General features: G+C 68.6%; 16 protein-coding genes, 3 tRNA genes and 1 pseudogene. 11 read left to right on the forward strand and 9 right to left on the reverse strand.

Features of this window, described 5'->3' with window-relative positions:
* Positions 1-8: 8 nt before the first annotated feature.
* The 4 genes from AC3CH1_RS25910 to AC3CH1_RS25925 form a co-directional block, all read right to left on the reverse strand.
* Positions 9-1,937 carry an ABC transporter ATP-binding protein gene (locus AC3CH1_RS25910; RefSeq protein WP_488465118.1) on the reverse strand — a complete coding sequence of 643 codons (1,929 nt, stop codon included), beginning with the start codon at positions 1,935-1,937 and terminating at the stop codon, positions 9-11.
* On the reverse strand, positions 1,937-3,670 hold the full coding sequence (locus tag AC3CH1_RS25915) for an ABC transporter ATP-binding protein (RefSeq protein ID WP_488465119.1): 1,734 nt from the start codon (positions 3,668-3,670) through the stop codon (positions 1,937-1,939). The genes AC3CH1_RS25910 and AC3CH1_RS25915 overlap by 1 nt, the downstream gene beginning before the upstream one ends.
* Before the next feature lie 325 nt (positions 3,671-3,995).
* On the reverse strand, positions 3,996-5,447 hold the full coding sequence (locus AC3CH1_RS25920) for an FGGY family carbohydrate kinase (protein WP_488465120.1): 1,452 nt from the start codon (positions 5,445-5,447) through the stop codon (positions 3,996-3,998).
* Between the two features lie 65 nt (positions 5,448-5,512).
* The gene (locus AC3CH1_RS25925; protein ID WP_488465121.1) at positions 5,513-5,818 is read right to left on the reverse strand and encodes a YtxH domain-containing protein; all 306 of its coding nucleotides are present in this window, start codon (positions 5,816-5,818) and stop codon (positions 5,513-5,515) included.
* A gap of 182 nt (positions 5,819-6,000) precedes the next feature.
* Here AC3CH1_RS25925 and AC3CH1_RS25930 point away from each other — a divergent pair.
* The 3 genes from AC3CH1_RS25930 to AC3CH1_RS25940 all read left to right on the forward strand — a co-directional run bounded on the left by AC3CH1_RS25930 (position 6,001) and on the right by AC3CH1_RS25940 (position 6,462).
* Positions 6,001-6,073, forward strand: a tRNA-Asn gene (locus tag AC3CH1_RS25930).
* Positions 6,074-6,078: 5 nt separating this feature from the next.
* A tRNA-Asn gene (locus AC3CH1_RS25935) sits at positions 6,079-6,151 on the forward strand.
* A gap of 234 nt (positions 6,152-6,385) precedes the next feature.
* Positions 6,386-6,462, forward strand: a tRNA-Ile gene (locus AC3CH1_RS25940).
* A 276-nt stretch (positions 6,463-6,738) separates the two neighbouring features.
* Here the strand turns inward: AC3CH1_RS25940 and AC3CH1_RS25945 are convergent.
* A complete protein-coding gene (locus tag AC3CH1_RS25945) occupies positions 6,739-7,032 on the reverse strand; it encodes a hypothetical protein (RefSeq protein ID WP_488465122.1) in 294 nt (97 codons plus the stop codon).
* A 250-nt stretch (positions 7,033-7,282) separates the two neighbouring features.
* On the opposite strand from AC3CH1_RS25945, the gene AC3CH1_RS25950 reads away from it, so the two are divergent.
* Together AC3CH1_RS25950 and AC3CH1_RS25955 are read left to right on the forward strand one after the other, a co-directional pair.
* Positions 7,283-8,095 carry a phytanoyl-CoA dioxygenase family protein gene (locus tag AC3CH1_RS25950; RefSeq protein ID WP_488465123.1) on the forward strand — a complete coding sequence of 271 codons (813 nt, stop codon included), beginning with the start codon at positions 7,283-7,285 and terminating at the stop codon, positions 8,093-8,095.
* A gap of 59 nt (positions 8,096-8,154) precedes the next feature.
* Complete coding sequence (locus AC3CH1_RS25955) at positions 8,155-9,021, forward strand: AraC family transcriptional regulator (protein ID WP_488465124.1); 867 nt, start codon at positions 8,155-8,157, stop codon at positions 9,019-9,021.
* A gap of 284 nt (positions 9,022-9,305) precedes the next feature.
* Here the strand turns inward: AC3CH1_RS25955 and AC3CH1_RS25960 are convergent, their stop codons facing one another.
* Together AC3CH1_RS25960 and AC3CH1_RS25965 are read right to left on the reverse strand one after the other, a co-directional pair.
* Complete coding sequence (locus AC3CH1_RS25960; protein WP_488465125.1) at positions 9,306-10,040, reverse strand: SDR family NAD(P)-dependent oxidoreductase; 735 nt, start codon at positions 10,038-10,040, stop codon at positions 9,306-9,308.
* Between the two features lie 550 nt (positions 10,041-10,590).
* Positions 10,591-11,421, reverse strand: a complete 831-nt coding sequence (locus AC3CH1_RS25965) for a helix-turn-helix transcriptional regulator (RefSeq protein WP_488465126.1) — start codon at positions 11,419-11,421, stop codon at positions 10,591-10,593.
* Between the two features lie 107 nt (positions 11,422-11,528).
* Between AC3CH1_RS25965 and AC3CH1_RS25970 the strand changes: the two genes are divergently transcribed.
* Positions 11,529-11,900 (forward strand): cupin domain-containing protein, encoded by a 372-nt coding sequence (locus AC3CH1_RS25970; RefSeq protein ID WP_488465127.1) that lies wholly within the window; start codon positions 11,529-11,531, stop codon positions 11,898-11,900.
* Between the two features lie 10 nt (positions 11,901-11,910).
* Here AC3CH1_RS25970 and AC3CH1_RS25975 read toward each other — a convergent pair.
* A pseudogene (locus tag AC3CH1_RS25975) lies at positions 11,911-12,131 on the reverse strand (IS630 family transposase); the annotation flags it as partial.
* A 251-nt stretch (positions 12,132-12,382) separates the two neighbouring features.
* Between AC3CH1_RS25975 and AC3CH1_RS25980 the strand changes: the two are divergent.
* Together AC3CH1_RS25980 and AC3CH1_RS25985 are read left to right on the forward strand one after the other, a co-directional pair.
* The gene (locus tag AC3CH1_RS25980) at positions 12,383-13,162 is read left to right on the forward strand and encodes an SDR family NAD(P)-dependent oxidoreductase (protein WP_488465128.1); all 780 of its coding nucleotides are present in this window, start codon (positions 12,383-12,385) and stop codon (positions 13,160-13,162) included.
* Positions 13,163-13,482: 320 nt separating this feature from the next.
* The gene (locus AC3CH1_RS25985) at positions 13,483-13,890 is read left to right on the forward strand and encodes a hypothetical protein (protein WP_488465129.1); all 408 of its coding nucleotides are present in this window, start codon (positions 13,483-13,485) and stop codon (positions 13,888-13,890) included.
* 101 nt (positions 13,891-13,991) lie between these two features.
* Here the strand turns inward: AC3CH1_RS25985 and AC3CH1_RS25990 are convergent, their stop codons facing one another.
* Entirely contained in the window at positions 13,992-14,630 is a 639-nt protein-coding gene (locus AC3CH1_RS25990; protein WP_488465130.1) for a hypothetical protein, read from the reverse strand.
* Between the two features lie 272 nt (positions 14,631-14,902).
* Between AC3CH1_RS25990 and AC3CH1_RS25995 the strand changes: the two genes are divergently transcribed.
* The 3 genes from AC3CH1_RS25995 to AC3CH1_RS26005 all read left to right on the forward strand — a co-directional run bounded on the left by AC3CH1_RS25995 (position 14,903) and on the right by AC3CH1_RS26005 (position 20,397).
* Positions 14,903-15,187 carry a type I-E CRISPR-associated endoribonuclease Cas2 gene (locus AC3CH1_RS25995; protein ID WP_488465131.1) on the forward strand — a complete coding sequence of 95 codons (285 nt, stop codon included), beginning with the start codon at positions 14,903-14,905 and terminating at the stop codon, positions 15,185-15,187.
* A 63-nt stretch (positions 15,188-15,250) separates the two neighbouring features.
* Positions 15,251-16,261: a LacI family DNA-binding transcriptional regulator gene (locus AC3CH1_RS26000; protein WP_488465132.1), complete on the forward strand. Its 1,011-nt coding sequence runs from the start codon at positions 15,251-15,253 to the stop codon at positions 16,259-16,261.
* Positions 16,262-17,022: 761 nt separating this feature from the next.
* Positions 17,023-20,397 carry a CARDB domain-containing protein gene (locus AC3CH1_RS26005; RefSeq protein WP_488465133.1) on the forward strand — a complete coding sequence of 1,125 codons (3,375 nt, stop codon included), beginning with the start codon at positions 17,023-17,025 and terminating at the stop codon, positions 20,395-20,397.
* Positions 20,398-20,420: the final 23 nt, after the last annotated feature.

Raw genomic sequence — 20,420 nt, forward strand, 5'->3', positions numbered from 1 at the left:
CCGACGCCTCAGTCCACCTCGGCCAGCGCCTGGGCGAACTGGGCCGCGTACAGCCGTGCGTACGCACCCTTGGCCGCCAACAGCCCTTCGTGCGTGCCCTGTTCGACGATCGACCCGTTCTCCATCACCAGGATCACGTCCGCGTCCCGGATCGTGGAGAGCCGGTGCGCGATCACGAACGACGTACGCCCGTGGGCCAGGCGCGCCATCGCCTTCTGGATCAGCACCTCGGTCCGGGTGTCCACCGAGCTGGTCGCCTCGTCGAGGACCAGGATCACCGGGTCGGACAGGAACGCCCGCGCGATGGTGATCAGCTGCTTCTCGCCCGCGCTGACCCCGGAGCCGTCGTCGTCGATCACCGAGTCGTACCCGTCGGGCAGCGTCCGGACGAACCGGTCCGCGTGCGCCGCCCGGGCCGCCTCCTCGATCTCCTCCCGGGTGACCTCGCGCGAAGCGCCGTACGCGATGTTCTCCGCGATCGTCCCGCCGAACAGCCAGGTGTCCTGGAGCACCATGCCGATGGAGGACCGCAGTTCGTCCCGGGACATCTTCGCCACGTCGACCCCGTCGAGCGCGATCCGCCCGCCGGTCACCTCGTAGAACCGCATCAGCAGGTTGACCAGCGTCGTCTTGCCGGCCCCGGTCGGACCGACGATCGCGACCGTCTGCCCCGGCTCCACACTCAGCGACAGATCCTCGATCAGCGGCTTCTCCGGGTCGTAGCGGAAGGCCACCTTCTCCAGCGAGACCCGGCCCTCGAGACGCTCCGGGCGCTCGCCGTGCTCCGGATCCGCGTCCTGCTCCTCGGCGTCCAGCAGCTCGAAGACCCGCTCCGCCGAAGCGATGCCGGACTGCACCAGGTTGGCCATCGACGCGACCTGCGTCAGCGGCATCGAGAACTGCCGCGAGTACTGGATGAACGCCTGTACGTCACCGATCGACAGCGTGCCCGAGGCGACCCGGAGCCCGCCGACCACCGCGACCAGCACATAGTTGATGTTCGAGATGAAGAACATCAGCGGCTGCATGAGCCCGCTGGCGAACTGGGCCTTGAACCCCGCCTCGTACAGCGCGTCGTTCTGCTCGGCGAAGTCCCGCGCGGACTCCTCCTGCCGGCCGAAGACCTTCACCAGGGTGTGCCCGGTGTACATCTCCTCGATGTGGGCGTTGAGCGTCCCCGTCACCCGCCACTGCTGCACGAACTGCGGCTGCGACCGCTTGCCGACCTGGGTCGCCACGACCACCGACAACGGGACCGTCACCAGCGCGACCAGGGCCAGCAGCGGCGAGATCCAGAACATCATGACCAGCACGCCGACGATCGTCAGCAGGGAGTTGATGAGCTGCCCCATCGTCTGCTGGAGCGTCTGCGAGATGTTGTCGATGTCGTTCGTCGCCCGGCTCAGCACCTCACCGCGCTTGGCCCGGTCGAAGTACGACAGCGGCAGCCGCGCCAGCTTCGTCTGGAGGTCCTCGCGCAGCTGGAACACGATCCGGTTGATCACCCGGATCGACAGCCGCGTGGAGACCAGCATCAGCAGCCCGGCCCCGACATAGATCACCAGGGCCACCAGCAGGACGTTCCCCACCGCCCCGAAGTCGATGCCCTCGCCCGGGGTGAAGTCCACCCCCGAGAGCATGTCGGCCATGGAGCCGCTGCCCTTCTCCCGCAGCCCCTCGATCGCCTGAGCCTTCGTCGTGCCCTCGGGCATTCCGCGCCCGACCACACCGGCGAAGATCAGGTCGGTCGCCTTCCCGAGGATCTTCGGACCGGCCACCGACAGCGCGACGCTCACCGTCACGGCGGCCAGCATCAGCCACAGCGAGGACTTCTCCCGGCCGAACCGCCTCAGCAGCCGCTTGCTCGACCCCTTGAAGTCCATCGACCGGTCGGTGGGAGCACCCCCGGCCATCATCCGTCCGCCCGGACCGGCCATTACGCGGCCTCCGCTTCCGTCAGCTGGGAGAGCACGATCTCCCGGTATGTTTCGTTGCCGTCCATCAGCTCGTGATGGGTGCCGGTCCCCACGACCCGGCCCTCGTCCAGCACCAGGATCCGGTCCGCGTCACGGATGGTGGACACCCGCTGCGCCACGATCACCACGGTCGCCCCGGCCGTCTCCCGGCCCAGCGCCGCCCGCAGCGCGGCGTCGGTCGCGTAGTCCAGCGCGGAGAACGAGTCGTCGAACAGATAGATCTCCGGGCGCTGCACCAGCGTCCGGGCGATGGCGAGCCGCTGCCGCTGACCGCCGGACACGTTGGTGCCGCCCTGCGCGATCGGCGCGTCGAGTCCGTGCTCCAGCGCCTCGACGAACTCCTTGGCCTGCGCCACCTCCAGCGCGTGCCACAGCTCCTCGTCGGTGGCGTCCGGATTCCCGTACCGCAGGTTCGTCGCGACCGTCCCCGAGAAGAGGTACGGCTTCTGCGGCACCAGGGACACCGTCCTCGCCAGCAGCACCGGATCGAGCGTCCGCACGTCCTCGCCGTCGACCAGCACCTCGCCGTCCGTCACATCGAACAGCCGGGGTACGAGCCCGAGCAGCGTGGACTTCCCGCTGCCCGTCGACCCGATGACCGCGGTCGTCTCCCCGGGCCGGGCCACCAGCTCCACGGCCCGCAGCACCGGCTCCTCCGCGCCCGGATAGCGGAACTCGGCGCCCCGCACCTCCAGATGCCCGTGCCGCCGCAGCTCGGTCACCGGAGCGACGGGCGGCACCACACTCGACTCGGTCCCGAGGACCTCCTCGACGCGCTCGGCGCACACCTCGGCGCGCGGCACCATCATGAACATGAACGTGGCCATCATCACGGCCATCACGATCTGCATCAGATAGGCGAGGAACGCCGTCAGCGCGCCGATCTGCATCCCGCCGCTGTCGATGCGGTGCGCGCCGAACCACACCACCGCGACCGACGACAGGTTGACCACCGTCATCACGGTCGGGAACATCAGCGCCATCAGCCGCCCGGTCGCCACCGACACATCGGTCAGCTCGGTGTTGGCGCCCCGGAACCGCTTCTCCTCGTACCCGTCGCGGACGAAGGCGCGGATGACCCGGTTGCCGGTGATCTGCTCGCGCAGCACCCGGTTCACCCCGTCCAGCCGCTCCTGCATGGTGCGGAACAGCGGCCGCATCCTCTTCACGATCAGACCGACCGAGACGCCGAGCACCGGCACGACCGCCAGCAGCACCGCGGAGAGCGGCACGTCCTGCCCGAGCGCCATGATGATGCCGCCGACGCACATGATCGGGGCCGAGACCATCAGGGTGAACGCCATCAGCACCAGCATCTGGATCTGCTGGACGTCGTTGGTGGTCCGGGTGATCAGCGAGGGCGCCCCGAAGCGCCCGAGCTCACGCGCCGAGAAGGACTGCACCCGGTCGAAGACGGCGGCCCGCACATCGCGCCCGAGGGCGGAGGCGGTCCGCGCCCCGTAGTACACGGCCCCCACGTTGCAGAGCACCTGAACGACGCTGACGGCGATCATCAGACCGCCGAACTCCAGGATGTAGCCGGTGTCGCCCGTGACGACACCGTTGTCGATGATGTCGGCGTTCAGACTGGGCAGATACAGCGTGGCGCAGGTCTGGAGCAGCTGGAGGAACACCAGCAGCACGATGGGTTTCTTGTACGGGCCCAGATGGGCCCGCAGGAGTTTTATGAGCACGCGGGTCTCTCGGAATCGGCGGATTGCAGAGGCCGCCCCAGTTTCGCGTACGCCGTACTCCGAGGCGAACCCTTTTCGCCAAGCCCAGGTCAAACCTGGAGCGCGCGGAGGGACGCTCCGCGCACGGAACCACGGACGCACTCCGGGCGCGCGCCGGACGGGCCTGCCCCGGTTTTGCACCGGGTGCGAGGCGTACGGGTCCGGGCCCGCCTACGCCGGGTGTGGGCACGTACGGGTCCCGGCCGGCCTTCGCCGGGTGTGGGCGCGTACCGAACGGGCCCGCCCCGGTCGCGTACCGGGTGCGAGGCGTACGGGTCCGGGCCGCCTACGCCGGGTGCGCGCCGCCGAAGGCCCCGGGGTGGATCTGGTCCCGGGTCGCCGCGTACTGCTGACGCACCGCGCCGCCGACCGCCAGCTCGTCACCGGGCTCCAGCACCTGGGCCGCCGCACCCTGCCAGGCCGGGGGAGTGCGCGGATCGAGGGAGCCCTGCGAGACGCCGAGCGCCCACGCCGCCTGCCGGGCCGCACCGATCGCCGCGTACTGGGCGGGCTGCGGCACCACGACCTGGGTGCCGAACACCGCCGGAGCCAGGGCCTGCACGGCGGGCAGCTCGGCGGCGGCGCCGAGCAGGAAGACCCGCCGCACCTCCACCCCCCGCCCTCGCAGTACGTCGAGGGCGTCGGCCAGCGAGCACAGCATCCCCTCGAACGCGGCCCGCGCCAGATGCTCCGGCTTCATCGACTCGCGCCGCAGCCCGCTCAGCGTGCCCGCGGTGTGCGGCAGCTGCGGGGTGCGCTCACCCTCCAGGTACGGTAGCAGCACCAGCCCGGAGGCCCCCGGCGTCGACTTCAGCGCCAGCGCGGACAGTTCCTCCAGCCCCTCCACGTCCAGCATCTCGGCGGTCCCGCGCAGCGCACGCACGGCATTGGAGAGGTGCACCACCGGCAGGTGCATCCCGGTGGCGTCGGCGAACGAGCTGATCATCCCGTTCGGGTCGGCGAGCGCTTCGTGGTGCACCGCCATCACGGACCCGGAGGCCCCCAGCGACACCACCGCGTCGCCCACCGCGACCCCGAGCCCGAAGGCCGCGGCCATGGTCTCGCCGGTGCCCGCGGAGATCAGCAGCCCTTCCGGGGTCATCCCGGCGGAGTCGGCGGGGCCGAGCACCTCGGGCAGCCCGGCGGAGTGGCCGAGGGCCAGCTCGACCAGATCGGGCCGGTAGGCGCCGGACCCGGCCGACCAGTAGCCGGTGCCCGAGGCCGCGCCCCGGTCCGTGGTCCGCCGGGCGGGCCGGCCCAGCAGCTGCCACACGAGCCAGTCGTGCGGCTGGAGCACGGCGGCCACCCGCTGGGCGTTCTCCGGCTCGGTCCGCGCCAGCCAGCGCAGCTTCGCTACCGGCTGCGCGGCCCCCGGCACGGCCCCGACGGCTTCCGCCCAGGCCCCCCGCCCGCCCAGCGCGTCGACGAGATCGGCCGCGGCGACCTGCGTACGCCGGTCGTTGCCGAGCAGGGCGGGGCGCACGAGGTTGCCCTGCTGGTCCAGCGGGACGAGCCCGTGCTGCTGCGCGGAGACCCCGATGGCCTGCACGCCTTCGAGCAGCCCGCCGGAGGCCGCCTCGCCGAGCGAGAGCAGCCAGGCCTGCGGATCGACCTCGGTGGCCTTGGCCTCGACCGGATGGGCGGCGTACCCCTCCCGGAGCACGGCGCCCGAGTCCGTGTCACAGACGACGATGTGAGTGAAGGCGGAAGAACTGTCCAACCCCGCGACTATGCCCATGGGGAGATTCTGCCGCACCCCGCGACTTTCCCGTAACCGCCGCCGACCCGACGAGGCCCAGGACCCTAGGTATTGGTGGTCCCCCAGTCGTCCTCGAGGCCGTTCTGGCTGCTGCGGTCCCGCAGCGACCGGACCCGCTGGGCGACGGATGCGGGCACCTTGTCCCCGACCTTGTCGCTGACCGAGTGATACGCCTTGCCCGCGAAGTCCCGTCCGCTGTGCGCGGCGCTCTCGGCGGCGTTGCGCACGGCGGGGTTCTCCGTGAACCGCCTGGCCGACTTCCTCAACTGCTCGTAACGCTCGCGCCCGGCTCGCGTGCCGAGCACGTAACCGAGGGCCACTCCGGCGATGAACGTGAGCCGGTACCGCATGGCTGCCACCCTTCCTACGCTTCGTGCGACGTGTGCAGCCCGCCTACCCACGACCACCCGAGATCACCCCGGACGATACCGATTGGCGGAGCACCCCCCTGCTTGCGCTAATGTATGTGTCGCAGCGAACGCGCGCCGCCCGGCAGCCGCCAGGCAGGTAAGATTTCGCAGCGACGCAGCAATCCCCTGTAGCTCAATTGGCAGAGCAGCCGGCTGTTAACCGGCAGGTTACTGGTTCGAGTCCAGTCGGGGGAGCGCGATCCCCTGTAGCTCAATTGGCAGAGCATTCGGCTGTTAACCGGAGGGTTACTGGTTCGAGTCCAGTCGGGGGAGCGGAACGGAAGAGGACCCTTCGGGGTCCTCTTTCGCGTGCCCGGCCGATGCCTTCCCGGGGCCCCCGAGGGGCCCCTGGAGTGACTCTTTCGGGTCTCCTTGACCTCCCCTGCAACCGGGCAGCACGCAGCGCCGTCCCAAAATCAGGTGAAGTCGGCCATCCGAAGCGAGAGATCGTATGACCGGCTATGCTGCGGCAGACGGTGCGCACACTTGTACGCGCCACGCCGTGACGGGGCGGTAGCTCAGCCGGTTAGAGCAGCGGACTCATAATCCGTCGGCCGTGGGTTCGAGTCCCACCCGCCCCACCAGGATCCCCAGGCAGAATCGTTTCTGACCTGGGGAAACGCGCATTTTGCGGCGGATTGCCGTGCGGTACTGACTCGCTGTCGCAGCGTGTCGGCGCACCTTGGATGCGTCTGACCTGGCCTTTTGTGGCGGTTGCCGGGGAGGGCCTCGTGGCGCGGTCCCACCGCTGTGCGGTCCCACCGCTGTAATGGGAGGGGTCATTCTTCGCCTGTCGCCTGTCGCGGGAAGCTGCATGCCTGACTCTTGTGCGGGAGCAGATGGGCGGATCGGTTTGCAGGTCAGCGGGGTTGGGGGGTGTAGTGAGCTTCGATGACGCCGTTGTCGAAGGCGCGCGCGTCGAAGAGGTTCATGGGGATCTGTTCGCCGTCGGCGAGGGTGCGGCCGGTGCCGGCGATGACGGGGGCGATCTGCAGGTAGAGGTCATCCAGGAGGCCGCTGCTCATGAGCCACTGGACGTCGTCGAGCGCGTGTCCGGCCACCCGGCCCGCACCCTGATGAGCGGCAGCACGACCGCCGACGAAGCAGTCGCTGACGCCAGCGTGCTCCTGGAAGGCGACCCTGCCCTTCTCCACCGGTTCACCGAGATGTTCCGCTTCTGATCACCGAATCACGTGCCCGGTTCTTGCTGTCCTGGGACAGTCCGGCATCCCCCCTCCACCAGAGGCCGAAGCCATGCTGCAACAACACCCCGGGGCGACAGCCGCGAGCCCCTGGCGACGGCCAGTCGGCGAGCGCCGCACAGCCGCAGGGGAGTGATCACCCGACAAAGGCGGTGCGGAAGATGTCGGGTGATCGGGGTCGAGGCCGCCGCACGATGGGGGCATGGATGACACGACGTTGGTATCCCGTTTTCTCCGCGACGGCTTTGTGAAGTTGGAGGGCGCTGTCGCGCCGCGCGTGGCCGCGGACTGCACGCGGCTGCTGTGGCGGGAGACGGGCTGCGACCCGGACGATCCGGCGACGTGGACGCAGCCCGTGCACTGGGTGCCCGGCATGGGGCAGGGGCCGTTCGCAGCCGCACCCAACTCCCCGGCTCTGCACCGCGCCTACGACCTGCTCGCCGGCGAGGGGCGCTGGGAGCCGCGCTACTCACTGGGCACGTTTCCGCTGCGCTTCCCGCACGAGGAGGAGCCGGGCGACGCGGGCTGGCACATCGAGGGGAGCTATTTGCCGGAAGGTGAGAGCTGGTACTTCACGAATCTGCGTTCCCAGGGCCGGGCGCTGCTGATGCTGTTCCTGTTCACCGAGGTCGGTGAACAGGACGCCCCGACCCGGATCCGGGTCGGCTCACACCTCGACGTGCCGAAGGTGCTGGAGGTGTACGGGGAGGAGGGGGCGAGCGGGCTGACCCTCGCCCCCGATCTGGTGACGGCGTCCGACCACCGGCCACTCGCCCTCGCTACCGGGTCCCCGGGCGACGTCTTCCTGTGCCACCCGTTCCTGGTACACGCGGCGCAACCGCACCATGGAGTGCGGCCGCGCTTCATGGCCCAGCCGCCGCTGATGCCGGCCGCGCCGTACGAACTGGAACGGGCTGACGGCGCATACTCACCCGTGGAGATCGCGATCCGCCGAGGTCTGGGACAGCACACCCCCGGTCCGGACGGAGACGGCACCGGCCCCAGCGCCGGATAGATGCGCATCGCAACCATCACCGGGCAAGGCAGTGGTGAAAGAGGGGGAGGGGAACGGGCATGTTGGAGCGGCTGAACCAGGCCATGGAGCACATCGAGCGTCGGCTGGACCAGACCATCGACGTAGCCGAGTTGGCACGTAGGGCGGCCACCTCTGAGCACCACCTGCGCCGGATGTTCTCCGCGCTCGCGGGCATGCCGCTGCCGGAGTACATCCGACGCCGCCGCCTCACCCTCGCCGGCGCCGAAGTACTCGCGGGGCACGACACGCTGCTGGAGATCGCCGTGCGTTATGGCTATGGCTCCGGCGAGGCGTTCGCGCGGGCGTTCCGTGCCATGCACGGCGTCGGACCGGGCGAGGCCCGGCGTACCGGCGCCGCACTCACTTCTCAGTCCCGGATGTCCTTCCGCCTCACCATCGAGGGGAGCAGCCGTATGCGCTACCGCGTGGTGGACAAGCCGGACTTCACCGTCGTCGGACTCAAGACCCAGGTACCGCTGGTGCATGCTGGTCCGAACCAGGCGATCATGGACTTTGTCCGTGGGATCGATCCGCGGACTCTGGAGTGCCTGGAGAAGCTGTCGGACCAGGAGCCGCACGGCATCGTAGCGGTCTGCGACGGCGTGGACCCCAGCCGTGCCGAAGGCACTGTCCTCGACTACTACCACGGCGTGATCACCTCCGAGGCCGCTCTCGAGGGCACGACCACGTTGGCCGTCCCGGCCGGCACCTGGGCCGTCTTCACCACCTCCGGACCGGTACCGCGGGCCATCCAGGAACTGTGGCGCGACGTGTTCACCGAGTGGTTCCCGTCGAACCCGTATCGCACCCGCACCGGCCCCGAGATCCTGCGCATCGGCCCCTCGTCGGAGAAGGCCGAGGCCGACGCCGAACTGTGGCTCGCCGTGGAGCCTGAGCGCTCCTGAACACAGCGGCACTCCCGCGGGCAGGCGCGTGAGAGCGATTCGGTTGGTCTTTGGTGCCAACCGAACCAGCCGGACCCTGACACAAACAATCTCAGCGGCACTCTGTCGAGCGCTTCAGCGTTGTCCCCGCCTGTCGTTGAACGAAGACGAGCTCAAGGCCAGCGCATCACCGCTGTTCAGAAGGTCAGCGTAGATCTCTGCCGGAGTGCGGTACCCGTGGGTCTTGCGCGGGCGATGGCGGCTGAGGACAGGGTTCGCTGACAGCCAGGGCCGGACCGTCGCTGTCAGTGGGCGGTCCAGCCTCCGTCGACCGGAAGTACGGCACCCGTCAGGTAGGAGGCCGCCGGGCCGGCCAGCAGGACTGCCGCGCCGACCAGTTCCTCGGGGTCTGCCCAGCGCCCCATGGGTACTTGGTGATGGAGGAAGTCCCGTACCCGCGGGTCGTCATCGATGCCGTCGTTCAATGGTGTGCGAAAGGGACCCGGAGCCAGCGCGTTGACACAGATGCCGGTGCCGGCGAGTTCGACACCGAGGCTGCGGGTGAGTTGCACGACGGCGCCCTTGCTTGCCGCGTAGCCTGCCCGACCTGCGGCGCCGACGAGCCCGAGAGCACTGGCCAAGGTGACGATGCGGCCGTACCCGGCGCTGCGCATCACCGGCACGACCGCCTGGCAGGCGAGGAAGGTTCCGACGACATTGACATCCAGGCAGCGACGCAACGTGGCAGCGTCGAGCGCTCCGAGCTCGCCTCGGGCCTGGATCCCGGCGCTGGTCACCAGCACGTCCACCCGGCCGTACTCGGCGACGATCTCCTCGACGAGATGGTGGACCTCGTCCTCCTCGGTCACGTCGCAGGCCAGGCCGACGGCAGCACCGCCCGTCCGGGCAGCGATATCGGCCGCCGCCTCACGGCACACCTCTGGCCGTCTGCCGGCCACCACCGTCGTGCATCCGGCGGACGTCAGGCCCAGCGCGATGGCCCGGCCGAGCCCGGTCGAGCCGCCCGTGACCAGAGCCACCTGCCCGGACAGATCTGTCCCTGAGCCGACGGACCGCTTCGTCATGGGCGAACCGGGAGCAGAAGTCCACCCGTGAGCCGGACGAGTTCGTCACTGCTGATGGGGAGAAGGACCGAGGCACTCACGGCGGCCGCGCGCGTAGGCTCCGTCGGCGCGCATACCTGACCCGCGACGCCGACCGCAGCAAGGACGCGGGGCACCTGCATGCTGCGAACCGGCAGCGACCGAAGCCCCATGGAACTCCTTCATACGAGACCGCGTCATCATGTGTTCCCTATGCAGAATGTTCCGTATCAAAACGTTAGATGACGTGCGGCGTTTGAATCAATTGATTTCGGTACGAGGAAGGGCTTGCTGGTGACTGCGCCCGGTGGGACCCGGGTGGCAACCCCAGTGTTCGGACCGCGGTCCGCAGGGAGAATCGGTCATGGTCAACCGCGGGCTTGAACAGGGGGGATGGCGATGCATGCCCAGCCCGAGCCAGAGGTTGTCCGGTGAATCCTTGAAGGCGGCTATTGGGGCGTTTGGAGGTGTGCATTCGATGCGGGGCTCAGAAGGCAGTTGGGTAGGCGCCGGTGCGAGTGCTCTGGTAGCGCGCGGGAGTGGTGCCCACGTGGCGGGTGAAGTGTCGGTTGAGGTGGGCCTGGTCGTGCAATCCGACGGTTGTGGCGACCTCGATAGGCCGGTGGCCGTCCAGGAGGAGACGACGAGCGTGTTCGATGCGCTTGCCTGTGAGGTAGGCGTGCGGCGGCAGGCCGTATGTCTGCTTGAAGCAGCGGATCAGGTGGGTGGGGTGGGCATGCAGGGTGGCCGCGGCCTCGTGCAGGGAAAGACCGGCGTGGGTCCGTGAGTCCAGTAATTCCCGCAGCTGGGCGGCGAGCCGGTTTGTCTCCCGCCCCGGTGTGCGGGGCTGGAGCGCCACGAGGTGGAAGTGGAGCCGTTCTTGGATGAACGAGAGGCGGGACTCGGCTTCGAACTCGTCTCCGGGATGGACGAGAGCGTTGTGCAGCTGGTCGATCCGACCGCGCAGCAGCTCATCGCTGAGGACCGGGGTGCCCGCCGCCCGGCCGGCCAGATGCTGGGGGAGTACGGAGTCGTCAAGGTAGAGGTTGCGCTTGCGGAACCCGGACGCGGTGACGGTCCGTCCGTCGTGGGGGACGCCGGGAGGAAGCAGGAGGACGCTGGTGCTGCCGGTCGCCGCGTGGCGGCGACGGTCGAGGGCGAAGTCCACGGAGCCGTCGTCGAGGATCATCAGGTCCCACGTGTCGTGGGTGTGGGCCGGGTATGCGTGGTCGGTGAAGTGGGCGTGGAAGACCTCGGCGATCCCGGGGACCGGCGGCCGCCAGGCGCTGATGGAGGTGCGGGGGCGTTCAGGGGCCATGCCAGGAACGTACAAGACGGGCGGAGCCCGAGCGCGGCAGGCTCGTAGCACCGGCCGGAGGGCCAGAGAGGCCGCTCCCCGTACCCGGCCCCGAGGAAGGATGCCGTATGCCCACGCCAGCTGTTCCCGTCAACCTCGCTGACAAGCTCGCACAGTTCAACGAGCTGTGGTCGCAGAAGAAGGTGGCGGTGCTCAACGATTACGAGGTCAAGCTGGCCAAACTGAAGGGGGAGTTCGTCTGGCACACCCACGAGGACACCGATGAACTGCTCCTGGTCATCAGCGGGCGGCTCACCGTACAGCTCCGAGGCGGCGAGGTGGTGTTGGAACCCGGCGAGCTGTTCGTCGTTCCCCGCGGGGTCGAACACCGCACCGTGGCTGATGAGGAGACCGCGATCCTGTTGCTCGAACCAGCGGGAACGATGAACACCGGTGACGCAGGCGGGCCGATGACCAAAGCGGCCGAGATCCTCAGCTGAGGGTGCGGCGTCAGGCCGCAGTCTTGAGTGGCCGACCCGACCCCCAGCGGAAGCCCTTCTCGCTGCGGACTCGGGCACGTTCGCGCCGTTGGGCGGCCAGGGTGGCGGGTGCCTCGCGTTCTGCCTGCGCCAGCGCAGGTGTCGATGCAACTCCCCTGTCTGGACGTCGAGGTTGGGGTGGTGGGAGTTGGCGAGGGTGAACTGTCGCAGTGGTCCGAAGTGCGCCTCGATCCGGTCGCCCAGGACACATTGAGGAATGTGTATCGTGAATTGGCTGGTCACGGATCCGGTGTGCGCCGGGTTGGGAATACTCGCGCTGGTCGTCGGCCGATGTCCACGGTGAAGATCATCCGTCCGGTCGGTCTGCCGGAGCCGTTCCGGGGTTCTGCTGCGCCCGGCGTCCCGCCGCTCCTAGGATCCGTTTCGCTCGGACCATGGGCACCGAGGCCAACCTTTGGCGACCTGACAGGAGTGGAGAGTTCATGGCCGGGACCAGCAGACTCGACGGCAAGCGCATTCTCGTCATCGGTGGCGGCGGGGCAGGGATCGGCCGGGCCGTAGTCCGTGCTTGTGCGGCCGCCGGGGCCGCGGTGGCAGTGGTCGATGTGGACGCCGGACGGGCGACCGAGGCGGCGGACGAGCTGCGGGCAGCCGGACACACCGCCCATGCGCTGAGCGGCGACGTCCGCTCCCTCGAACAGCTTGAAGCCGTGATCGTCGGTGCAGCCGAACAGCTCGGTGGGCTGGACGTCCTGGTCACCGTGGTCGGCGGGCAAGTGGCCTTCGTACCCGCGGTCAAGCTGCACGAGATGACCGATGAGGACTGGGACACCGTCTACGACCTGAATCTGCGCTACGTAGCTCGCGCGGTACGGCGCGTACTGCGGCTGTACCTGGAACAAGGCACCGGCGGGAACATCGTCAGCATCGGCTCGGTGACCGGATTCATGGCCGCACCGAAGCAGGCCGGCTACGGCGCGGCGAAGGCCGGCCTCCACAGCCTGGCGCGCACCGTCGCGGCCGAGTACGCGGCCGACGGCATCCGGATGAACATCGTCGCGGGTGGGGCGATCGGCACTGCCGTCGGCAACGCCGACCCCTCCGGCGCATGGGTCCCGGAAATCCCCACAGGACGCTTCGGTACGTCGGAGGAGATGGCCGCTGCGGCCGTCTATCTGGCCTCGGACGAGTCGGGCTACGTCACCGGCCAGCAGATCGTGCTGGACGGCGGAGTCTCGGTACGCGGCCCGTTCCCCGAATAGCCTGACGAGGGGGCGCTCCGGGCTCATGTCGGCGCCCGCACCGCACCTGAACGGCCACGTACCCACGTACCCGCCCCCGAGAGGAGTCCGCACCCTCATCAGTCCAGCCGTGGAGACCGTCACCTCCGTACCGATCCCGATGGCAAGCCTTCTCCGGATCCCGCAGACCTTGCCGTGCCGCGCCCAGGAACTGACCTTGCGGAGGTCCCCAACACACGGGAGGATTCTTCGCCGGCTACCGGGTCGAGATCCGCTGGCAAGAGACCATCTACAAGTAGGGGACGGGGAGTATGTCGGTGGGAAGAGGGCGATGCGCCGTCATGTCCCTGGCCCTGGGGCTGGCGGTGGCCCTGAGCGGGTGTTCCACTGCCGGCACCACGGCCGTGGACACCGACGGGCTGCCGGGCGTCTGGACCGGGAGCGGCGGCGGCCGGGTCGAGTTCCACGCGGATGGCCGGTTCAGTATGAAGGGGATTCCCGCCAAATCCGTCAACTTTACCTGGAGCGAGCCACGGAACGGTGCGACCAGAGTCTCGGGTTCGGGAACCTGGCAGCAGCAGGACGTCTACGAGGACAGCCTGGAACTGATGATCGACGCCGGCGGCTCGTTCCCGACCGATGAGGAGATCGCCACCCTCATGGTCGCCGAGGACGGTCCGCCCCAGGTGCTCTTCTTCAGCACGAACGTCGACAAGCCGTACGGCTACGAGATCGAGAAGAATCCGTAGCCACTTCGGACGCCTCGACACTGACCTCGCGCAGATCAGGGTTCGCCGTCCGGGCCGGTGTGATCCCCCTGGGTTCCCCGGGCCAACCCGGGTCCCGCGGCTCAGAGCCGCTTCTCCTCATAGCACTTCCACTGCTCGTCGACGTCGTCCTTCCGCCCCACCGCATCGCGGGACTGGTAGTGCCAGCTGCATACCAGTGTCGGATCGACAGCAGTACGGCATATCCACTTGTGCGGCGGACTGGAGAGGGCTATGACGTTGTGAGTCTGCTTGTACTTGTCGCGGCAGTACTGTGGCAGGTTGTCGACGCCTTTCTCCGTATTACGCCCGGAAGCCGTGACGCACACGCCGGTGTTCGGGTCGTCGGGTTCGGTGAACTTCATCGTGTCGCCGTCCCTGTCGAACCGTTCGTCGCAGGCATCCCCCAGGTCGATCAGGGATTGGCAGCCCATCCCCTGGGTCCCCTTGAATCCGTACGAGGTGCAGTAGCCGCTCAGGTCTACGCCACCCAACTCCTCTGTCACGGTCGTCCGTTGGGCCAGCAGATACCCGCTGATCGTGAGCCCCGTGGCGACCGCGCCCACCACCACGAAGACCATGATCGCCTTCCACCATTTCTTGCCCGAGATCCAGGCCGGCCAATGGATCCGCCGCGCCTCCAGAATAATGGTGATGATTCCGGCGATTATGCCGACCAATACGCCTATTGTGCCGAGTGTCGCGATCGTGAGGTCAAACACCCCGTTACCCCCCCCGCGGTAGCACCAGCGTCCGATGCGGTGCCCCACTCTCTTACTGAGTCGGTGTTGCGGCGTCAAGGTGTTGAGCAAACATCGGAACGCGGGGGCTGGGACAGCGTTGCGGCGTCGGACCGTCCGCGCCGCTGCCGTCCCCGCCATGAGGATGGAGGGGTGTGGGGTGACTGCCTGGCCTTACCCGAGGGCGACCCACGAGCGGAGCATGAACGGGGGTGCCCCTATGTCGTTGGTCAAGATGTCGTGGGTCAAGGTGGATGGGTGTTGGTTCGGGCGCTGGAAGCGGCGATGTAGGCGTCGGCAGCCCCGGCCCCAGCCCCAGCCGCCGCATCCGCGACCGACTCCGGGAACTCCTGGACGCCTGGATCGGCGACGGCCACGCCATCCTGGTAGAGCCCGTTGCCAACGAACAGGGACGGGCTGTCCGCACTGTAGGCCGAGATCGTCGGCAGTCCGTCGACTTCGACAGGCTGATTCTCCCGTTGTCGGGCGTTGCGCGGCCTGCGTTCCGAGGAAAGGGTGTGCATGGCCTGATGTACTAGAACGACGAAGTCACAGCAAGAAACGTGTAACTTTCCGACTCGCCTTGCGTTAGTGTTGCGAAGGTGACGCGAAGACTTGCTTTGGTAGCGAAAAAAGTGGGAGTGAGCGAGGCCACCGTAAGCCGAGTTCTCAACGGCAAGCCCGGGGTCTCGGCGACCACCCGCCAGTCCGTGCTGAGCGCGCTGGACGTCCTCGGCTATGAGCGCCCGACACAGCTGCGCGGCGAGCGGGCCAGGTTGGTCGGGCTGGTGCTGCCGGAGCTGCAGAACCCCATCTTTCCCGCTTTCGCCGAGGTCATCGGTGGTTCCCTGGCTCAGCAGGGGCTCACGCCGGTGCTCTGCACCCAGACCAAGGGCGGCGTTTCGGAAGCCGACTACGTCGACTTGCTCCTGCAACAACAAGTGTCGGGCGTGATCTTCGCCGGCGGTCTCTTCGCCCAGGCCGACGCCCCGCACGAGCACTATCGGCAGCTGGCCAAACGCAACATCCCCGTCGTGCTCATCAACGCGCCTGTCGACGAGCTCGACTTTCCTTGCGTCTCCTGCGACGACATAGCAGCCGTGGAGCAGGCGTGGCGGCACCTTTCCTCCTTGGGGCATGTACGTATCGGCCTGATCCTGGGGCCCGGGGACCACATTCCCTCGCGCCGGAAACTGGCCGCGGCGCACACGGCCGCGGCAGCGGCGGGAATGACGTTGCCCGAAGAGTTCGTGGAGCGCTCGATGTTCTCGCTCGAGGGGGGACAGGCGGCTGCGGGCCGGCTGTGGGACCGGGGGGTGACGGGGATCATCTGCGCGAGTGACCCGTTGGCGCTGGGTGCCACCAGAGCTGCCCGACGCCGTGGACTCGCCGTCCCCGGGGACGTGTCCGTGCTCGGGTTCGACGACTCGGCCTTCATGAACTGCACCGAGCCGCCGTTGTCGACCGTGCGGCAACCCATCGAGGCCATGGGGCGCGCAGCGGTGGAACTCCTGTGCGCGCAGATCCAGGGGGCCCAGGCGCAGCCCGGTGAATTGCTCTTCGAGCCGGAACTCGTAGTGCGCGGTTCGACCGCGCCGCCTCGCAGTATCTGATCCTCGCCTGCCAGCGGCCCGGCCCTCGTCCCACGCGGGGTTCGGCTGCGTAGTCGACGCCCGCCAGGGCCAGACCGTCCGGTCTGGCCCTGTTTGGCGTTCGGACGGATCTGAGCGGGCGGGAGTGAGCAGTCTGCGGCGCGGGTCGTGCAGCGCCGTGCGACTTGGCGGGCGGGCCTTGCGACCGCGTTGGCGTCGCGATGGCGGGATGCGCTGATCGGCCGGCCGTCGGTACGAGGGCCGGCCGGGACATCCGCCGCCCTCTCGTGCGATACCCCTCGGTGAGGGGGGCCACGGGGTGGACTCAGCGGGACGTACGGATGGGGTGCACCGAAATCCGCGCGTTCCGGCCCGCCTCGACCGGTGACACCCGCCCCCCGAAGGGCGGCACGTCCGTCGCCACGACGTCGCCCCGACCCCGGCCGCGGCTCGGCCGCAGACGTAGGCAACTCCCGCACCACGTCGTGGATCTGCCGACGGTGGGCGCTCCCAACAGGCTGTTGTGTCCGCCCCGTTGACAAAGTGGTCACCTGGCGGAAACCTGTCACCTGGCCATCGCAAAAGATTGACTGAGCTACTCAAAAAGCCTTGCTAGCGCACGGATATTCTCCAGATGCGTGTGGAAGGTGTCATGCGAGTGCTCTGTCACGTTCGCCCGCTGCATCCGCCCCCCACGTCCGCCCTCCCGTCCCGACGCTGACCGCGCAGGGACGGGAGGGCGAGCACGGACGGGTGCTCTGGTGAGGAATCAAGAGGACTTCATGCGATCGAGACATCAGAGACGACGAGTGATCGTCGGTTCCGTACTGGCGGGGGTGATAGGGGTCGGGATCCTTCCCGCCCCCGCCCACGCAGCCGAGGGCGCCAACCTGGCTCTCGGCAAACCCGCCAAAGCAGGTGGCACGAACGGCAGTTACGTCGCCGGCAACGTGACGGACGGAAGCCAGGCCTCCTACTGGGAGGGTCCGGTCGGGGCGTTCCCGCAGTGGGTGCAGGTCGACCTGGGAGCGAGCACCGAGGTCGACCGGGTCGCCCTCAAGCTGCCCGCCTCCTGGGGCTCCCGCGTCCAGACCCTGAGCGTGCTGGGCAGCACGGACGGATCGTCGTTCGCCGCACTCGCCGGCTCCGGCGCCCGCACCTTCAATCCCTCGGACGCGAACACCGTCAGCATCCCCGTAGCCGAGACGACGGCCCGCTACGTCCGTGTGCAGGTGGCGGCCAACTCCGAGTGGAACGCGGCCCAGCTCTCCGAACTGGAGGTCTACGGCGAGGCTGACGACGGCGGTCCGGTCGACCCCACGCCCACCGGCACCAACCTGGCGCGGAACAAGCCGATCGACGCCTCGTCGTTCACGCAGTCGTACGTGGCGGCCAACGCCAACGACGACAGCACCGCGACCTACTGGGAGTCCTCCGCCCTCCCCGCCACCCTGACCGCGAAGCTCGGTGCCAACGCGGAGATCAACGCTGTCAAGGTCAAGCTCAACCCGGACCAGGCGTGGGGGCCGCGGACCCAAGCCATCGAGGTGCTGGGCCGTGAGCAGTCGGCCACCGGATTCACGTCGCTCAAAGCCCGCGCCGACTACCGCTTCAGTCCGTCGTCGGGTGAGAACACCATCACCATCCCGGTCACCGGCCGGTACGCCGACGTACAGCTGAAGATCTCGAGCAACAGCGGCGCTCCGGGCGCGCAGGTCGCCGAGTTCCAGGTCCTGGGCACCGCCGCCCCGAACCCGGACCTCACGGTGACCGACCTCGTGTGGACTCCGGCCTCCCCCTCGGAGACGGACCCCGTCGAGGTCAGCGCCACCGTCCGCAACGCCGGTACCGCCGCGTCGCCCGCGACGTCGGTCAACGTGAGTCTCGAAGGCGCCGTGGCCGGCACCGCGCCGGTCGGCGCGCTCCAGCCGGGCGCGTCCACCACGGTCAAGGTCGCCGTCGGCAAGAAGGCGGAGGGCAGCTACACCGTGTCCGCCGTCGTAGACCCGGCGGGTTCCGTCGTCGAGCAGGACGACACCAACAACAGCCGGACCGGCTCCTCCAAGCTGGTCGTCGGCCAGGCCCCCGGCCCCGACCTCACGGTCACCGCGATCACTCCCAACCCGGCCGCTCCGGCGGTCGGCGCCGACGTCTCCTTCACCGCCACGGTCAACAACCGGGGCACCAGCACAGTCGCGGCCGGGACCGTCACGCGTCTGACCGCGGGTACCACCACCCTGAACGGGACGACCCCCGCGGTAGCCGCCGGCCAGTCGGTCACCGTCCCCCTCTCCGGAACCTGGAAAGCCGCGAGCGGAGGAGTCACCCTCACCGCGACGGCCGACGCCACCACGACGGTCGCCGAGACCAACGAGGGCAACAACGTCTTCAGCCGCTCGCTGGTCGTGGGCCGCGGTGCCGCCGTGCCCTACACCGAGTACGAGGCGGAGGACGCCCGCTACGAGGGCACCCTGCTGACCGCCGACCAGAAGCGGACCTTCGGGCACACCAACTTCGCCACCGAGTCCTCCGGCCGCAAGTCGGTCCGGCTGAACTCCAGTGGGCAGTTCGTGGAGTTCACCTCGACCAACGCGTCCAACTCCATCGTGGTGCGCAACTCCATCCCGGACGCCCCGTCCGGCGGCGGAGCCCAGGCCACCATCAGCCTCTACGCGAACGACGTCTTCGTCCGCAAGCTGGACCTCTCGTCGAAGCACAGCTGGCTCTACGGGACGACCGACGACCCGGAAGGCCTGTCGAACACCCCGGGCGCCGACGCGCGCCGACTGTTCGACGAGTCGCACGCACTGCTGGCCAAGAGCTACCCGGCGGGCACCAAGTTCCGGCTGCAGCGGGACGCGGGCGACAACGCGTCCTTCTACATCATCGACCTGATCGACCTCGAGCAGGTGGCGCCGCCGACCGCCCAGCCGGCCGGCTGCGTCTCCATCACCAACTACGGCGCGGTGCCCAACGACGGAATCGACGACACCGACGCCATCCAGCGCGCGGTGACCGCCGACCAGAAGGGCGACATCTCCTGCGTGTGGATCCCGGCGGGCCAGTGGCGCCAGGAGCAGAAGATCCTGACCGACGACCCGCTGAACCGGGGGATCTACAACACGGTCGGCATCCGTGACGTGACGATCCGCGGCGCCGGTATGTGGCACTCCCAGCTCTACACCCTCACCCCGCCGCACCAGGCGGGCGGTATCAACCACCCGCACGAGGGCAACTTCGGCTTCGACATCGACCACAACACCCAGATCTCCGACATCGCCATCTTCGGTTCGGGCACGATCCGGGGCAACAACGCCCAGGAAGAGGGCGGCGTCGGCCTCAACGGCCGCTTCGGCAAGGGCACGAAGATCAGCAACGTCTGGATCGAGCACGCCAACGTCGGCGTCTGGGCCGGCCGCGACTACACCAACATCCCCGAGCTGTGGGGACCCGGTGACGGCGTGGAGTTCAACGGCATGCGCGTCCGCAACACCTACGCCGACGGCATCAACTTCGCCAACGGCACCCGCAACTCCACCGTGTACAACTCGTCCTTCCGGAACAACGGTGACGACGCGCTGGCCGTCTGGGCGAGCAAGTACGTCAAGGACACCTCGGTGGACGTCGGCTCCAACAACAACTTCCGCAACAACACGATCCAGCTGCCGTGGCGCGCCAACGGCATCGCGATCTACGGCGGTTTCGGCAACAAGATCGAGAACAACATCATCGCCGACACCATGAACTACCCCGGCATCATGCTGGCGACCGACCACGACCCGCTGCCCTTCTCCGGGCAGACCCTCATCTCCAACAACGCCCTCTACCGGACCGGTGGCGCGTTCTGGAACGAGGACCAGGAGTTCGGGGCGATCACCCTGTTCGCGCAGGGTCAGCCGATACCCGGGGTCACCATCCAGGACACCGACATCATCGACTCGACCTACGACGGCATCCAGTTCAAGACGGGTGGCGGTGAAGTGCCGAACGTCAAGATCACCAACGTGCGCATCGACAAGTCGAACAACGGCTCCGGCATCCTGGCGATGGGCGGCGCTCGCGGCAGCGCCACCCTGTCCAACGTGACGATCACCAACTCGGCCCAGGGCAACATCCTGGTCGAGCCCGGCTCCCAGTTCGTCATCAACAACCCGTAACACCCCCCGGCGTCCTCGACGCC

This window comes from Streptomyces sp. MGP-P1, assembly GCF_057766565.1.

Excerpts from the sequence above, each read along its gene's own strand:
- AC3CH1_RS25910 (WP_488465118.1), bottom strand. The coding sequence starts at position 1,937 with ATGGCCGGTCCGGGCGGACGGATGATGGCCGGGGGTGCTCCCACCGAC.
- AC3CH1_RS25920 (WP_488465120.1), bottom strand. The coding sequence starts at position 5,447 with ATGGGCATAGTCGCGGGGTTGGACAGTTCTTCCGCCTTCACTCACATC.
- AC3CH1_RS25925 (WP_488465121.1), bottom strand. The coding sequence starts at position 5,818 with ATGCGGTACCGGCTCACGTTCATCGCCGGAGTGGCCCTCGGTTACGTG.
- AC3CH1_RS25950 (WP_488465123.1), top strand. The coding sequence starts at position 7,283 with ATGGATGACACGACGTTGGTATCCCGTTTTCTCCGCGACGGCTTTGTG.
- AC3CH1_RS25955 (WP_488465124.1), top strand. The coding sequence starts at position 8,155 with ATGTTGGAGCGGCTGAACCAGGCCATGGAGCACATCGAGCGTCGGCTG.
- AC3CH1_RS25965 (WP_488465126.1), bottom strand. The coding sequence starts at position 11,421 with ATGGCCCCTGAACGCCCCCGCACCTCCATCAGCGCCTGGCGGCCGCCG.
- AC3CH1_RS25970 (WP_488465127.1), top strand. The coding sequence starts at position 11,529 with ATGCCCACGCCAGCTGTTCCCGTCAACCTCGCTGACAAGCTCGCACAG.
- AC3CH1_RS25980 (WP_488465128.1), top strand. The coding sequence starts at position 12,383 with ATGGCCGGGACCAGCAGACTCGACGGCAAGCGCATTCTCGTCATCGGT.
- AC3CH1_RS25985 (WP_488465129.1), top strand. The coding sequence starts at position 13,483 with ATGTCCCTGGCCCTGGGGCTGGCGGTGGCCCTGAGCGGGTGTTCCACT.
- AC3CH1_RS25995 (WP_488465131.1), top strand. The coding sequence starts at position 14,903 with ATGGGTGTTGGTTCGGGCGCTGGAAGCGGCGATGTAGGCGTCGGCAGC.
- AC3CH1_RS26005 (WP_488465133.1), top strand. The coding sequence starts at position 17,023 with ATGCGATCGAGACATCAGAGACGACGAGTGATCGTCGGTTCCGTACTG.